Origin of the sequence: Pseudonocardia oceanicola (assembly GCF_047200735.1) — a bacterium.
Taxonomy (GTDB): domain Bacteria; phylum Actinomycetota; class Actinomycetes; order Mycobacteriales; family Pseudonocardiaceae; genus Pseudonocardia.
In genome coordinates, this window is the sequence record NZ_JBJZON010000006.1 from 137810 (window position 1) to 151473 (window position 13664).

Annotated in this window: 15 protein-coding genes; 6 read left to right on the top strand and 9 right to left on the bottom strand. The window is 75.3% G+C overall.

Going from position 1 to position 13664, the window contains the following annotated elements:
* Nucleotides 1-107: 107 nt before the first annotated feature.
* Entirely contained in the window at nucleotides 108-1070 is a 963-nt protein-coding gene (locus ACL02T_RS11680) for a helix-turn-helix domain-containing protein (RefSeq protein WP_412830673.1), read from the bottom strand.
* Between the two features lie 85 nt (nucleotides 1071-1155).
* Here ACL02T_RS11680 and ACL02T_RS11685 point away from each other — a divergent pair, with 85 nt between their 5' ends.
* Complete coding sequence (locus ACL02T_RS11685; RefSeq protein ID WP_412830674.1) at nucleotides 1156-1377, top strand: hypothetical protein; 222 nt, start codon at nucleotides 1156-1158, stop codon at nucleotides 1375-1377.
* Nucleotides 1378-1421: 44 nt separating this feature from the next.
* On the opposite strand, the gene ACL02T_RS11690 is transcribed toward ACL02T_RS11685, so the two are convergent.
* From ACL02T_RS11690 to ACL02T_RS11700, 3 genes are all read right to left on the bottom strand, one after another.
* Nucleotides 1422-2345, bottom strand: a complete 924-nt coding sequence (locus ACL02T_RS11690; protein WP_412830675.1) for an LLM class flavin-dependent oxidoreductase — start codon at nucleotides 2343-2345, stop codon at nucleotides 1422-1424.
* 66 nt (nucleotides 2346-2411) lie between these two features.
* Nucleotides 2412-3218, bottom strand: coding sequence for an IclR family transcriptional regulator domain-containing protein (locus ACL02T_RS11695; RefSeq protein WP_412830676.1), 807 nt, complete (start codon nucleotides 3216-3218; stop codon nucleotides 2412-2414).
* Nucleotides 3215-4354, bottom strand: a complete 1140-nt coding sequence (locus ACL02T_RS11700) for a lyase family protein (protein ID WP_412830677.1) — start codon at nucleotides 4352-4354, stop codon at nucleotides 3215-3217. The genes ACL02T_RS11695 and ACL02T_RS11700 overlap by 4 nt, the downstream gene beginning before the upstream one ends.
* Before the next feature lie 49 nt (nucleotides 4355-4403).
* On the opposite strand from ACL02T_RS11700, the gene ACL02T_RS11705 reads away from it, so the two are divergent.
* From ACL02T_RS11705 to ACL02T_RS11715, 3 genes are all read left to right on the top strand, one after another.
* The gene (locus tag ACL02T_RS11705; protein WP_412830678.1) at nucleotides 4404-5057 is read left to right on the top strand and encodes an HAD hydrolase-like protein; all 654 of its coding nucleotides are present in this window, start codon (nucleotides 4404-4406) and stop codon (nucleotides 5055-5057) included.
* Between the two features lie 119 nt (nucleotides 5058-5176).
* Nucleotides 5177-5923: a CoA transferase subunit A gene (locus tag ACL02T_RS11710; protein WP_412830679.1), complete on the top strand. Its 747-nt coding sequence runs from the start codon at nucleotides 5177-5179 to the stop codon at nucleotides 5921-5923.
* Nucleotides 5920-6543 carry a CoA transferase subunit B gene (locus ACL02T_RS11715; RefSeq protein WP_412830680.1) on the top strand — a complete coding sequence of 208 codons (624 nt, stop codon included), beginning with the start codon at nucleotides 5920-5922 and terminating at the stop codon, nucleotides 6541-6543. Before ACL02T_RS11710 ends, ACL02T_RS11715 begins: the two co-directional genes overlap by 4 nt.
* Nucleotides 6544-6649: 106 nt before the next feature.
* Here ACL02T_RS11715 and ACL02T_RS11720 read toward each other — a convergent pair whose 3' ends face one another.
* The 3 genes from ACL02T_RS11720 to ACL02T_RS11730 are packed head-to-tail and all read right to left on the bottom strand — an operon-like array spanning nucleotide 6650 to nucleotide 9542.
* Entirely contained in the window at nucleotides 6650-7258 is a 609-nt protein-coding gene (locus ACL02T_RS11720) for a LutC/YkgG family protein (RefSeq protein ID WP_412830681.1), read from the bottom strand.
* Complete coding sequence (locus tag ACL02T_RS11725; protein WP_412830682.1) at nucleotides 7255-8745, bottom strand: lactate utilization protein B; 1491 nt, start codon at nucleotides 8743-8745, stop codon at nucleotides 7255-7257. The genes ACL02T_RS11720 and ACL02T_RS11725 overlap by 4 nt, the downstream gene beginning before the upstream one ends.
* Nucleotides 8742-9542 carry a (Fe-S)-binding protein gene (locus ACL02T_RS11730; RefSeq protein WP_412830683.1) on the bottom strand — a complete coding sequence of 267 codons (801 nt, stop codon included), beginning with the start codon at nucleotides 9540-9542 and terminating at the stop codon, nucleotides 8742-8744. The genes ACL02T_RS11725 and ACL02T_RS11730 overlap by 4 nt, the downstream gene beginning before the upstream one ends.
* Before the next feature lie 95 nt (nucleotides 9543-9637).
* Between ACL02T_RS11730 and ACL02T_RS11735 the strand changes: the two genes are divergently transcribed.
* Nucleotides 9638-10351 carry a FadR/GntR family transcriptional regulator gene (locus ACL02T_RS11735; protein WP_412830684.1) on the top strand — a complete coding sequence of 238 codons (714 nt, stop codon included), beginning with the start codon at nucleotides 9638-9640 and terminating at the stop codon, nucleotides 10349-10351.
* Between the two features lie 109 nt (nucleotides 10352-10460).
* Here ACL02T_RS11735 and ACL02T_RS11740 read toward each other — a convergent pair whose 3' ends face one another.
* A complete protein-coding gene (locus tag ACL02T_RS11740) occupies nucleotides 10461-11714 on the bottom strand; it encodes an RNA polymerase sigma factor (RefSeq protein ID WP_412830685.1) in 1254 nt (417 codons plus the stop codon).
* Between the two features lie 2 nt (nucleotides 11715-11716).
* Nucleotides 11717-12103, bottom strand: a complete 387-nt coding sequence (locus ACL02T_RS11745) for a YciI family protein (RefSeq protein ID WP_412830686.1) — start codon at nucleotides 12101-12103, stop codon at nucleotides 11717-11719.
* Between the two features lie 202 nt (nucleotides 12104-12305).
* On the opposite strand from ACL02T_RS11745, the gene ACL02T_RS11750 reads away from it, so the two are divergent.
* Complete coding sequence (locus tag ACL02T_RS11750; protein ID WP_412830687.1) at nucleotides 12306-13592, top strand: APC family permease; 1287 nt, start codon at nucleotides 12306-12308, stop codon at nucleotides 13590-13592.
* The last annotated feature ends 72 nt before the right edge of the window (nucleotides 13593-13664 follow it).

The following is a 13664-nucleotide window of genomic DNA, read 5'->3' on the forward strand; positions in this document are numbered from 1 at the left end:
CCGCGGTGACCGGGGCGCAGGTGGTGGGGAATGCGCGTCTGTCCGGCCCAGTATCACCCGCGCCGCACGACCTGCGGGTGAGTGGGGCCACGCACGCCCGCGATGGTTCAGCCGGCGAGTTCCTCGCTGCTGCGGAACACCCGCCGGTAGTCCGCGGGCGCCACGCCGACGACCTTGCGGAAGTGGTGGCGCAGGAGGGTCGCGCTGCCGAACCCGCACCGGGTGGCCACGGCGTCGACGGGCAGGTCGGTCTCCTCCAGCAGGCGCCGGGCGTGCAGCACCCGCTGCCGGGTGAGCCAGCGCAGCGGCGTGGTCCCGGTCTCGTTCACGAAGCGCCGCGCGAAGGTCCGCTCGGACATCGCCGCACGCCGCGCCAGGTCCGCGACCGTGTGCTCGACCTCGAGGTGGGTCAGCATCCAGTCCAGCAGCGGGCCGAGCGAGTCCGCCGAGTGCTCCGGGACGGGCCGGTCGATGAACTGGCGCTGCCCGCCCTCGCGCTGCGGCGGCACGACCATCCGGCGGGCGATCCCGTTGACCACCGTGCTGCCGAGCTCGCGGCGCACCAGGTGCAGGCAGGCGTCGATGCCCGCCGCCGTGCCGGCGCTGGTGATCAGGTTGCCGTCGTCGACGTAGAGGACGTCCGGGTCCACCTCGACGGTCGGGTAGCGCTCGCGCAGCTCGTCGACACTGTGCCAGTGGGCGGTGACCTTCCGCCCGTCGAGCAGGCCGGCCGCGGCCAGCACGAACACGCCGGAGCAGACGGTGAGCAGCGTCGCGCCGGCGGCTTCCGCCTCGCGCAGGGCCTCGAGCGCCTCCTCCGGGAACTCCCGCAGGCGCGTGGCCGGCACGGCCACGAGGTCGGCGCCGCGGAGCCCCTCGAGGCCGTGTTCCGGCACGACCTGCACGCCGCCGGTGGTGCTGACGGGCTGTCCGGCCTCGAGGCCGCAGACGCGGTACTCGAGCACCGGCAGGCCGTCGTCCGAGCGGTCCAGGCCGAACACCTCGCACAACACGCCGAACTCGAAGACGGCGAGCTCGGGCAGGACCAGGACGGCGACGCTGCGCAGCATGCGGCCAGCATAGTGGCGGCATCTTTGCGCAGAGTGCCTTCCCTGCCACTCCTGGCAGGAAGTGGCTTTGAGCAGACTTCCTGCCATGACCGCATCGATCCTCGCCCTCGCCGCCCTCGCGCTCCTCGGGTGGAGCCTCACCCGGGCCCATCGGAGCGGACGGCGCCGGTTCCGCCTCGCCCAGTTCCGTCCGGCGGCCCCGTTCGCCGGTGTGCTCCCGGCCGACCGCGACCGGGAGCGCCTCCTCGCCGACCTGCGGGCCCTGCCGGACTCACCCGCGGACATCGAGACCCGGCTGCGCACCTAGACCCACCTGGGCCCGCCCGGGCCCACGGACGGCCCGGCGGGGCCTCAGCCGGTGGGGGCGGCCAGAGCGGTCGCGGGAACGGGCAGCCCGAAGCGCTCGCGCAGGGTGCGCAGCGGGGTCCGGTGGGCCCGCAGCAGCGGCACGACGTCGTCGGCCACCTTCTCCAGTCCGCGCGGCCGCACCGGGAGGAACACCACCCCGTCCGCTCCGGTCGCCGCGAGTTCGCGGGTCAGTGCCGCCAGCCCCGCCGAGCCGGAATGGTGCAACCCCTCCCCCGCCCCGACACCGACGTCGACCAGCACGCGCAGCGCTCCCGGGTCGCGCCCGGCCTCGGCGGCCGCGGCCTCGACGTCGAGCCGGCGCATCGCGGCCTCCGCGACGGACCCGGTCGAGATCCGCACGACGTCCGCGCACCGCGCCGCGACGGACAGCGCCTCCGCGGCGTCGGCGCGGATCACGACGACCGGCTCGCCCTGCGGCGACCGCGGCACGGGGATCCGCCCGCGCACCTGCACGAACTCGCCGCCGAATCCGGTCCCGCCGCCGGCCCGGAGCCGGTGCGCCACCTCGACGACCTCCGCGGCCTCGGCCCACAGCTCGCCCGGCGGGGTGGGCGCGACCGGGTCCGTCACCACGACCTCCCAGCCGGCCCGGCCGAGCGAGGCGGCGTCGAGCGCGGCCACCGTGTTGTGCAGGGCGACCGGATCGGTGCCGGTCGCGGGCACCTGCGGCACCAACCCGGTGCCCACCACGCCCGGGGCCACCCGGGTGGCGATCGCGAGGGCGTCGAGCGGGGCCGATGGGGCGAGGGGCCCGGTCGCCGGCGCGCCACCCGCAGTGGCCGGCGGGTCGGCGAGGAACAGCACGTCGACACCCCGGGCCGCCAGGGTCAGGCGCTCCAGGTGCCGCCCGGGATCGGACCCCTCCCCGCACGGCTGCACGCCCAGCACGATCGGTCGCTCGGCCACGGGTCTCCCCCTCGTCGCATCTCCGGCCCCATCGCAGCACGGGCACGCGACGGGTACCCGACGGGGTCACCCTCGCAACCCCTTCAGGTCCGCCTCGACGGTCGCCGCGCAGGCGCGCAGGTGCGGGAGGGCCTCGTCGCGCAGCCAGGCGGTGCTGTTGCGCAGCGCGTGCGTGCTGACGTTCGCGGCGGCGACCACGGTGCCGGACGCGTCGCGGATCGGCACGGCGACCGAGCGCAGCCCGTCCTCCAGTTCCTGGTCGACGAGGCAGTAGCCGGCCGCGCGGACGTCGCCGAGGACGTCGCGCAGCGTGTCCCGGTCCGCCACGGTGCGGTCGGTCAGGGGCTCGAGGGCGCCCAGCCGGGCGTCGAGCTCGTCGGGCGGCAGGGCGGCCAGCAGCACCCGGCCCATCGAGGTGGCGTAGGCCGGGAAGCGGGTCCCGACGGTGATCGACACGGCCATGATCCGCGCGGTCGCGACCCGGGCGACGTAGACGACGTCGTCGCCGTCGAGCACGGAGACCGACGCGGACTCGTGCACCGTCTCGACCAGCTCCTCCAGGTGCGGGGCGGCGAGCTCGGGCAGCGACAGCGCGGACAGGTAGGAGTAGCCCAGCTCCAGCACCCGCGGGGTGAGCGCGAAGAGCCGGCCGTCCGTGCGGACGTAGCCGAGCTCGACGAGGGTGAGCAGGAAACGCCGGGCCGCGGCCCGGGTCAGCCCGGTGGCCCGGGCGACGTCCGAGAGCGTCTGCGAGGGGTGGGCCCCGTCGAACGCCTTGATCACCGACAGCCCGCGGGCGAGCGACTGGACGTGCTCGGCACGCACGGCGTGGTCGGCGTGCCCCCCGTGGCTCGCGGGCCCGGGGGCGCTCACCGGGCCTCCAGGATCCGGTCGACGAGCTCACCCGCGTGCCCGGTGTCGGGCTCGCCCTCGACGGTGAGCAGGAGGTTGCGCCGCAGGGCGTCCGGGTGCACCTGCAGCCCCTCCAGGCTGGTGCGCAGCCGGGCCGCGGCGCCACCGGTCACCGTGAGCAGGTCGGTCAGCGTGCCCCACTCCGCGTGCCAGGCACCGGCCGCTCGCTGGTGCTCGTGGTCCATCGCCGCGAGCAGCGTCGCGACCAGACCGGGGGCCCGGCGCGCCGAGGCCCGGGCCGTGATCGCCGCGATCGGGTTCCGCTTGTGCGGCATGGCCGACGAGTCGCCCGGCGCCGCCTCCGAGACCTCGCCGACCTCGGTCTGGGACAGCAGCACGACGTCCGTCGCCGGCTTCGCGCACGCCCCGGCGGCCACGCCGAGCGCCCCGGCCAGCGTGCCGATCCGGGTGCGCTCGGTGTGCCACGGGACCCCCTGCGGGGCGAGGCCGAGCAGGTCGGCGACGGCGTCGGCGACGGCGGGGCCGTGCGGGTACGAGGCCGCGAGGGTGCCGGCCGCGCCACCGAACTGCACGGGCAGCGCGTCGACCCGGGCCGCGAGCTCGCGGGCCGCACCGTCGAGCCCGGCGGCCCAGCCCGCGGCGACCAGCCCGAAGGTCGTCGGCAGCGCCTGCTGGCCGAGGGTGCGGGCGATCGTCGGGGTGTCCCGGTGGGCGGCGGCCAGTCGGGCCGCGGCGTCGGCGGCGCCGCGCAGGTCCGCGAGCAGGGTCGGTGCGGCGCGGCGGACCAGCAGCACCAACGCCGTGTCCATGACGTCCTGGCTGGTCGCGCCGGGGTGCACGGCGCCGCTCGCCGGGCCCGCGGCCTCCCGGAGGAACCGGGCCAGCGGGATCACCGGGTTGCCGCCCTCGACGGCGGCCGCCGCCAGCTCGGCCGGGCGGTCCGGGTCCGCGGCCAGCCGGCCGGCCGCGGCCGCGACCTCCTCCGCGTCCTCCGCGGGGACGAGGGCGTACCGTGCGGCGGCGCGGGAGAGCGCGACCTCGACGTCGAGCAGCGCGCGGACCCACGCCGCGTCGTCGAGGTGCGCGGCGACGGCGTCGGTGCCGGACAGCGGCGAGAGCAACCCCGTGTTCGTCATGCGCACGACCGTACGGTATGCGGCCGATGCCGTCGGGGACAATGGGCCCGTGACCCGCCCCCGCTACCGCACCGTGCTCCTCGACCTCGACGGCACCCTCGTCGACTCCGCCCCCGGCATCCTCGGGACCCTGCGCACCGCCTTCGAGCAGGTCGGCGTGCCCTACGACGACACCGTGATCGGCCCCCACCTGCTCGGCCCGCCGCTCTACGAGTCCCTGCCGCCGTTGGTCGGCGCCGGGAACAGCGAGCGGATCCTGGCACTGTACCGACCGCTCTACCGGGAGAGCGGCCTGCTCAAGTCCACCCCCTATCCCGGGATCGAGGACCTGCTGCAGGCCCTCGTCGCGGCCGGGGTACGGCTCGGGCTGGCGACCAGCAAGGCCGAGCCGGCGGCCCGGGAGATCCTCGCCAACCAGGGCTGGACCGAGCTGTTCACCGCGATCACCGGCGACACCGTCGACGCGCGGCGCCCGAGCAAGGCCGCGGTGGTGGCGGAGGCTCTGCGCCGCCTCGACTCTCCCGCGCCCGCCGAGACGATCATGATCGGGGACCGGCTGCACGACGTCGTCGGCTCCGGCCGGCACGGCATCTCCTGTCTCGGCGCGGGCTGGGGCTACGGCGAGCCCGGGGAGCTCGAGACCGCCGGCGCCGTCGCGGTCCACGACTCCGCCACCGACCTGCAGCGCGCCCTCCTGTCCTGACCGGACGGGCGGCGCTCTCGCCCAGGGCCGGGAGCGGGAGCGCCGCTCGCAGGGCGCTACGACTGTGTTCGCAATACGAACTCTTGTGCGAGATGCGAACGCCGGGTACGGTGCCCCGCATGGACAAGGTGGTGGCGTCGGCGCGCGAAGCGGTCGCCGACATCGGGGACGGCGCGTCCCTCGCCGTCGGAGGCTTCGGCATGTCCGGCGTCCCGACCGCGCTGATCGCGGCCCTGCTCGAGCAGGGTGCGACGGACCTCGAGACGATCAGCAACAACCTCGGTGTGGACGGCTTCGGCCTGGGCACGCTGCTCTCCGCGGGCCGGATCCGCCGGACGATCGGCTCCTACGTCGGCAACAACAAGGAGTTCGCCCGGCAGTACCTCGCCGGCGAGCTCGAGCTGGAGCTGACCCCGCAGGGCACGCTCGCCGAGCGGCTGCGGGCGGGGGGCGCCGGCATCCCGGCCTTCTTCACCCCCGCCGGCGTCGGCACCCTGGTCGGCGACGGCGGCCTGCCGTGGCGCTACGCGGCGGACGGCACGGTCGCGGTGAAGTCCCCGCCGAAGGAGGTCCGGGAGTTCGACGGCGTGCGGTACGTGCTCGAGCGCGCCATCGCCCCGGACTTCGCACTGGTCCACGCCTGGAAGGGCGACCGGCACGGCAACCTCGTCTACCGGCGCAGCGCGCGCAACTTCAACCCGGACTGCGCCGCCGCGGGCCGGGTCACCATCGCGCAGGTCGAGCACCTCGTCGAGCCCGGCGAGATCGACCCCGACGCGGTGCACACCCCCGGCATCCACGTCCAGCGCGTCGTGCACGTGCCCGACGCCGAGAAGCCGGTCGAGTTCAGGACGGTGCAGAAGTGAGTCTCACCCGGGACCAGCTCGCCGAGCGGGTGGCCGACGAGCTGCCCGACGGCTCCTACGTCAACCTCGGCATCGGCATGCCGACGCTGGTGCCCGACCACATCCCGGGCACCCGGACCGTGGTGCTGCACAGCGAGAACGGCATCCTCGGCGTCGGCCCCTACCCGACCGACGACGAGGTCGACCCCGATCTGATCAACGCCGGCAAGGAGACCGTCACGGTCCTGCCCGGCGCGAGCTACTTCGGCTCGTCGGACAGCTTCTCGATGATCCGCGGCGGGAAGGTCGACGTCGCCGTCCTCGGCGCCATGCAGGTCAGCGCCGCCGGCGACCTCGCCAACTGGGCCATCCCCGGCAAGATGATCAAGGGGATGGGCGGGGCGATGGACCTCGTCCACGGGGCGAAGAAGGTCATCGTGATGATGGACCACGTCTCCAAGGACGGCTCGCCCAAGATCCTCGAGCAGTGCACCCTGCCGCTCACCGGCGTGGCCTGCGTGAACCGGATCGTCACCGACCTCGCGGTGATCGACGTGACCGACGAGGGCCTGAAGCTCGTCGAGACCTTCGGCGTGTCCGAGGACGAGGTCCGCGAGAAGACGGGCGCCCCCCTCCTCTGACGCACTATGGAACCATAACGCGATCTTCGACCGTCATTTCGCGCGTTATGGTTCCCCAACACGATCATCGACGGCGTTCGCGAGCGTTATGGATCCAGAGTGCGGGTCAGCCGACGAGCAGGACGATCAGGGTGCGGGGGCCGTGGACGCCCTCGACCCGGTCCAGCTCGATGTCGCTGGTCGCGCTCGGCCCGCTGATCCAGGTCAGCGGGCGGGCCGGGTCGAGGCGGGCCACGGCGGCGGCGACGTCGGCGACCACCTGGTCCGTCCGCACCACGCAGACGTGCCGGTCCGGAACCAGGGTCGCGGCGCGTCGGCCCTGCCCCGGTCCGTGGTCCAGCACGATCGTCCCGGTCTCGGCGATGCCGAGCGCCGCCGTGGTCAGCACGCCGTCGACGGTGTCGAGCTCGGCGGTCGTCAGCTGCTCGTCGAGGATCGCGTCGGCCGGGCGCAGGTCCTCCGGCAGGTCCGCGGGCACCAGCAGCCGCGGGACGCCGCGCAGGGCCGCCGCCAGGTGCGTCGGCAGGTCCTCGGGCGTGCAGCGCACCACGGTCGCCCGGTAGTCGGCGACCCGCTGCGCGAACAGCTCCACATCCGCGGACGTGGTGGGGCGTGGCTCGGGGCGGTCCACCTCGACGTCGGCCGGGGTCTCGGCGGCCGGGACGTCGCTCAGCGCCCTCCGCACCCGACCCAGGATCTCCTCCCGTGCGCTCACCGCGCTCCCCCGTCCTCGTTCCGCCCACCGTCGGTCCGCGCCCACCACGCCCGGAAGGACTCCGGCGCGGGCACCGGCACGTCCCGCGCGTCCGACCAGGCCGCGGCCGGCCCGGGCAGGGCGCCGAGCACCCCGCGACCGCCCGGGGCGCGCCGCTTCGTGCCCCGCAGGACGCGCCCGACCGCCCCGGAGATCCGCTCCGCCGCGGCCGTCCGCCGGGCGTCGGCGAAGGCCCACGACGCCGCCTTCATCGCCAGGTTCTGCACCTTCGGCACGCCGCGGTGGGCGTCGACGACCTTCGTGCGCAGGTGCACCAGCACCTCGGGGATGTCGATCCGCACCGGACAGACCTCGAAGCACGCCCCGCACAGGCTGGACGCGTAGGGCAGCGAGTCGAGCTGGGCGTCGTGCCCCACGCCGCGCAGCATCGGCGTGAGGATCGCCCCGATCGGGCCGGGGTAGACCGAGCCGTAGCTGTGCCCGCCGGTGCGCTCGTAGACCGGGCAGACGTTGAGGCAGGCCGAGCACCGGATGCAGCGCAACGCCTGCCGGCCGACCTCGTCGGCGAGGACGTCCGTGCGCCCGTTGTCGAGCAGCACGACGTGCACCTCCTGCGGCCCGTCGCCCGGGGTCACTCCCGTCCACGTCGAGGTGTACGGGTTCATCCGCTCCCCGGTGGAGCTGCGCGGCAGCAGCTGCAGGAAGACGTCGAGATCCGCCCAGGTCGGCACGAGCTTCTCGATGCCGACCACGCTGACCAGCACCTCGGGCAGGGTCAGGCACATCCGTCCGTTGCCCTCGCTCTCGACGACGGCGAGCGTGCCGGTCTCGGCCACCGCGAAGTTCGCCCCGGAGACGGCGACCTCGGCGCGCAGGAACTTCTCCCGCAGGTGAGCGCGGGCGGCGGCGGCGAGCTCGGCGGGGGCGTCGGTGAGGTCGCGCGGCGCCGCCTTCCCGTGCCGGCCCATCTCGCGCAGGAAGATCTCGCGGACCTCGGAGCGGTTGCGGTGGATCGCCGGTACCAGGATGTGGCTGGGCAGGTCCTCGCCGAGCTGCACGATCAACTCGGCCAGGTCGGTCTCCCAGGCGTGGATCCCGGCGGCCTCCAGGGCCTCGTTGAGCCCGATCTCCGCCGTCGCCATCGACTTGACCTTGACGACCTCGTCCGTGCCGTGGCCCCGCGCGATGTCGACGACGATCCGGTTGGCCTCGGCGGCGTCGCGCGCCCAGTGGACGGTCGCCCCGGCGCGGGTCAGCGACTCCTCGAGCTGCGCGAGGTGCGTGTCGAGGTGCCGCAACGTGCGGTCCTTCAGGGCTGCGCCGGCGCGCCGGAGCCGCTCCCACTCGTCGACCTCGGCGACGACGGCGGCGCGCTTGGCCCGGATCGTGCCCGTCGCGTGGGCGAGGTTGCGGCGGAGCTGGGTGTCGGCCAGCGCGGTGCGGGCCGCCGCGGGGAAGGCGGGTGTGCCGAGGAACGTGGCGCTCACCGGCCACCCCCGGTCAGGGCCGCGCTGCCGGCGGAGCCGCGATCCGCCTCCCGGGGCGGTTCCTCGATCACGGGCTCGGTCGCGGCCAGCACCTCCGCGAGGTGCATCACCCGCACGCCCGAGCGCTGCCGGGAGAGCAGCCCGCCGATGTGCGTGAGGCAGGAGTTGTCCCCCGCCACCAGCACCTCGGCGCCGGACTCCCGGACGTGCCGCGCCTTGTCCGCGCCCATGGCGATCGACGTCTCGGCGTTCTTCACCGCGAAGGTCCCGCCGAACCCGCAGCACTCCGTGGCCGCCGGCAGCTCGACCAACCGCAGCCCCCGCACCGCTCCCAGCAGCCGGATCGGCCGGTCGCCCACGCCCAGCATCCGCAGCGAGTGGCAGGTCGGGTGGTAGGTGACCCGGTGCGGGAAGTACGCCCCGACGTCGACGACGCCCAGGACGTCGACCAGGAACTCGGACAGCTCGTAGGCCGGCGGCGCCTGCTCGACGGCCCGCACCAGACCGGGGTCGCCGGAGCGCTCGGCGACGAGGCGGTGCTGGTGGCGCACCGACCCCGCGCACGAGCCCGACGGCACCACGACGGCCTCGTACCCGGCGAACGCCTCCAGGTGCCGGCGCAGCAACGGGACGGCCTCGTCGAGGTACCCGGTGTTGACCATCGGCTGGCCGCAGCAGGTCTGCCCGGCCGGGAAGTCGACCTCGACGCCCAGTCGGCGCAGCAGGGTGACGACGGCGCGGCCGGCGTCCGGGAACAGGGCGTCGTTCATGCAGGTGACGAGCAGGCCGACGGGCACGGTGCCTCCGGTGGTGGGCGGAGAGAACGACTCGCACTGAGCTATGGTCGGACCTTAGTCCGCAGGTTAGGCTCACGTCCACCGAGGGGGTGGAGATGGCGGCACCACGCTGGGACCAGGTCCAGCGCGTCCCGACCTACGAGCTCGTGATCGAGCGGATCGAGGAGCAGCTCGTCTCGGGGGCGCTCCGCCCGGGCGACCGGCTGCCCCCGGAGCGCGAGCTGGCCTCGATGCTGGGCGCGAGCCGGCAGGCGGTGCGCGAGGCGCTCCGCGTGCTGCAGGCCCAGGGCGTCGTGCGGGCGCAGCAGGGCACCGGCAGCGACTCGGGCACGGTGATCGTCCCCGCCCCGGCGAAGGCGCTGTCCCGCCTGCTCACGGTGCACCTCGCCGTCAGCTCCTTCCCCACCGAGGACCTGACCGGCGCGCGGGTGCTGCTGGAACGGACCAGCGCCGCGTCGGCCGCCGAGCGGCGCGCCCCCGCCGACCTCGCGCTCCTGCGCGAGGCGCTCGCGGCGATGGACGCCGACCTCCCGCGCGAGGAGTTCAACCCGCTCGACACCGCCTTCCACGTGGCGATCGCCGAGTCCGGCGGGAACCGACTGGTCGGCGAACTGACGGCGGCGATCCGCGAGTCGCTCCGGGGCGCGCTGCTCGACGGGATGCGGGCCGAGGAGGACTGGCCGGGGTTGCGGGCGCAGCTGCGCCGCGAGCACCGCGGGATCCTCGAGGCGATCGAGGCGGGCGACGCCGTGCAGGCCGCCGAACGGACGGAGGCGCACATCCGGGCCTTCCACCGCCGCCTCCCGTGACGCCCCCTCTCGGGACGCCCCCTGTCGGGACGCCCCTTCTGTGACGACCCCGCCGTGGCGGACCGCGAACCTGTGACGACCCCGCGTCCCCGTGACGACCCAGCAGTCCTCAGGTGCCCGGGTCGTCGTCGGGTGGTGCGCCGGCCGCCGTACCCGCCCGCCGGGCCCGGTCGGCGAGGTAGCGCTTCTCGGCCAGGTTGAGGGTCGCGCGGGCGGCCCGTTGGTAGTGGTCACGGGCCCCCTCGTGGTCGCCGAGCCGGTCCAGCAGGTGCGCGCGGACCGCGTCGGGACGGTGGTGGCGGGCCAGCCGCCTGTCCCCCGCCACCCGGTCCAGCACCTCCAGGCCCCGCTCGGGCCCGTACGCCATCCCGACGGCCACGGCCCGGTTCAGCGTGACGACCGGGTTGTCCGTGCACTCCTCGAGCAACCGGTAGAGGATCTCGATCTGCCGCCAGTCGGTGGCGGCGTCCGTGGGCGCCTCGGCGTGCACCGCCGCGATCGCGGCCTGCAGCTGGTACGGGCCTACCCGGCGGCGGGCGAGCGTGCGTTCGAGCAGGGCGGCCGCCTCGCGGATCGCCACGTGGTCCCACCGGCTCCGGTCCTGCTCGGCGAGGGGGACCATGCGGCCGTCGACGTCGGTCCGGGCCTGCCGCCGCGCGTCGGTCAGCAGCATGAGGACGAGCAGCCCGGCCACCTCGCCGTCCGCGGGCAGCAGGCGGTGCAGCATCCGGGTCAGCCGGATCGCCTCCGTGGACAGGTCGACACGGGTCAGTCCCGGGCCCGCGCTGGCGGTATAGCCCTCGTTGAAGATCAGGTAGAGGACGTGCAGGGCGGCGGCCAGCCGCTCGGTGCGGACGTCGGCGGGCAGGGTGAACACGGTGCCGCCGGCCCCGATCGTGGCCTTCGCCCGGCTGATCCGCTGGGCCATCGTCGCCTCGGGGACCAGGAACGCGCGGGCGATCTCCGCGGTCGTCAGCCCGCCGACGGCGCGCAGCGTCAACGCGATCCGGCTCGCCTCGGTGAGGCCCGGGTGCACGCAGAGCAGCAGCATCTCGAGGCTGTCGTCGACGGCCGCGGCCTCCAGGTCGACGGCCTCGGCCGGATCGACCGCCATGGCCTCCTCCCGGCGCCGGCGCGCGCTGTCGCTGCGCCACAGGTCGGTCAGCCGGCGGCGAGCGACGGTGACCAGCCACCCCACCGGCTCCTCGGGGACGCCGCTCTGCGGCCAGGCGGTCGAGGCCGTGAGGAGAGCCTCCTGCACCGCGTCCTCGCACAGGTCGAACTGCCGGAAGCGGGACACGAGCACGCCGAGGACCTGCGGCGCACAGCGGCGCAGCAGGTCCTCGAGCGCGCGGTCGGTCATCGTCAGGAGGCCTCGGGTCCGGCCAGGCCGAAGCCCGCGGTGAAGACGACCGGGCGCACCTCGACCGCGAGCCCCTCGATCCCGGCGTCGGGGATCGTCGCGGCCAGCTCGTACGCCCGCTCCGGGGTCTCGACGTCGACCACGTAGAAGCCGCCCATGTACTCCTTGGCCTCGACGAACGGCCCGTCGGTCACGGTCGTCGCGCCGTCGCGGACGGACACGACCGCGCTGCGCGACGGGTCGGCCAGGGCCTGCGTGCCGATCAGCTCCCCGGTGCGGGTGATCTCCTCCATGAACCGGCCGTGCCCGGTCTCGATCTCGCGGCCCTGCGCCTCGGTCAGGCTCTCCAGCACGGCGGGGTCGATCTGCATGATGAGCAGGTACTTCACGACGTCTCCTCTCCCTCGACCGTCGGTGACGGCGCCCGGCGGGCGTCCGTCGTGAGCACGTACGGAGTGGTCGGCCCGCCCTCGACATCCTGCCCACTGTGAGCTGCATCACGGATTGTGCAACCGTGTCCACGTCACCGCCCACCGCCGTGGCGACGCTCCGGCCGGCGCTCCCCTCCCGACCCCTTATCGTCTCCCCCCGATGAGCACCCCCGCGCTCCGGCGCCGGCTCGGCACCTTCGACGCGACGGTGATCGGGCTCGGCTCGATGATCGGCGCCGGGGTGTTCGCGGCGTTCGCCCCCGCGGCGGCGGCCGCCGGGTCCGGGCTCCTGGTCGGGCTCGCCCTGGCCGCCGTCGTGGCGTGGTGCAACGCGACGTCCTCCGCCCAGCTCGCCGCCCGGTACCCCCGGTCCGGCGGCACCTACCTCTACGGCCGCGAGCGGCTGGGCCCGTGGTGGGGGTTCGTCGCGGGCTGGGGTTTCGTGGTCGGCAAGACGGCCAGCTGCGCGGCGATGGCCCTGACGGCGGCGGCCTACCTCGTGCCCGCCGAGTGGCAGCGGCCGACGGCCGTGCTCGCCGTGGTCGTGGTGGCCGGGGTGAACCTCGCGGGCGTCACGCGCACCGCGCGGCTGACCCGGGTCCTCGTCGCGCTGGTGCTCGCGGCGCTCGCGGCGATCCTGCTCGTCGCGGTCACGCGGGCGCCGCTGCAGCCCGCCGGGCCGGCCGGCCCGTCGAGCGTCTACGGCGTCCTCCAGGCCGCCGGCCTGCTGTTCTTCGCGTTTGCCGGGTACGCGCGCGTCGCGACCCTCGGCGAGGAGGTGCGCGACCCGGCGCGCACCATCCCCCGGGCGATCACGCTCGCCCTCGCCGGCACCGTCGTGGTGTACACGGTGGTCGGCGTCGTGCTGCTGCTCGTGCTCGGCCCGCAGCGCCTCGCCGATGCGACGGCACCGCTCGCCGAGGTGCTCCCACCCGGCGCGGCGTGGATCGCGGCGGTCGGCGGCGCGCTCGCGTCCCTCGGCGCGCTGCTCGGGCTGGTCGCCGGGGTGGGGCGGACCGTGCTCGCCATGGCGCGGGAGTCGGACCTGCCCGCGCCGCTCGCGGCCGTCCACCCGCGGCGCTCGGTGCCGCACCGGGCCGAGATCGCCGTCACCCTGGTCGTGGTGGTCCTGGTGTCCACGGTGGACCTTCGTGGGGTGATCGGCTTCTCGTCCTTCGGCGTGCTGCTGTACTACTTCGTGGCCAACCTCGCGGCGTTCGGCCAGCCCGCCGCCGAACGCCGGTACCCGCGCGCCTTCCCGGCACTCGGGATGGTCGGCTGCGCGGTGCTCGCCGCGACCCTGCCCTGGCAGTCGGTGGCCGTCGGCGTGGGCGTCGTGGTCGTCGGCACGGGGTACCGGTGGGCACGGCGACGGGGGGCGGGGCGCGGACGGCGCACGGGCCGGCCCGCACGGCGCACCCGACCCGGACCGGGTCCGGGCGCGTGAGCGGACGATCACCGACGGTCCGCGCCCGGACCGGTCTCGGGACCTTCGTCCCCCGGACGCGGACCGAGCGGC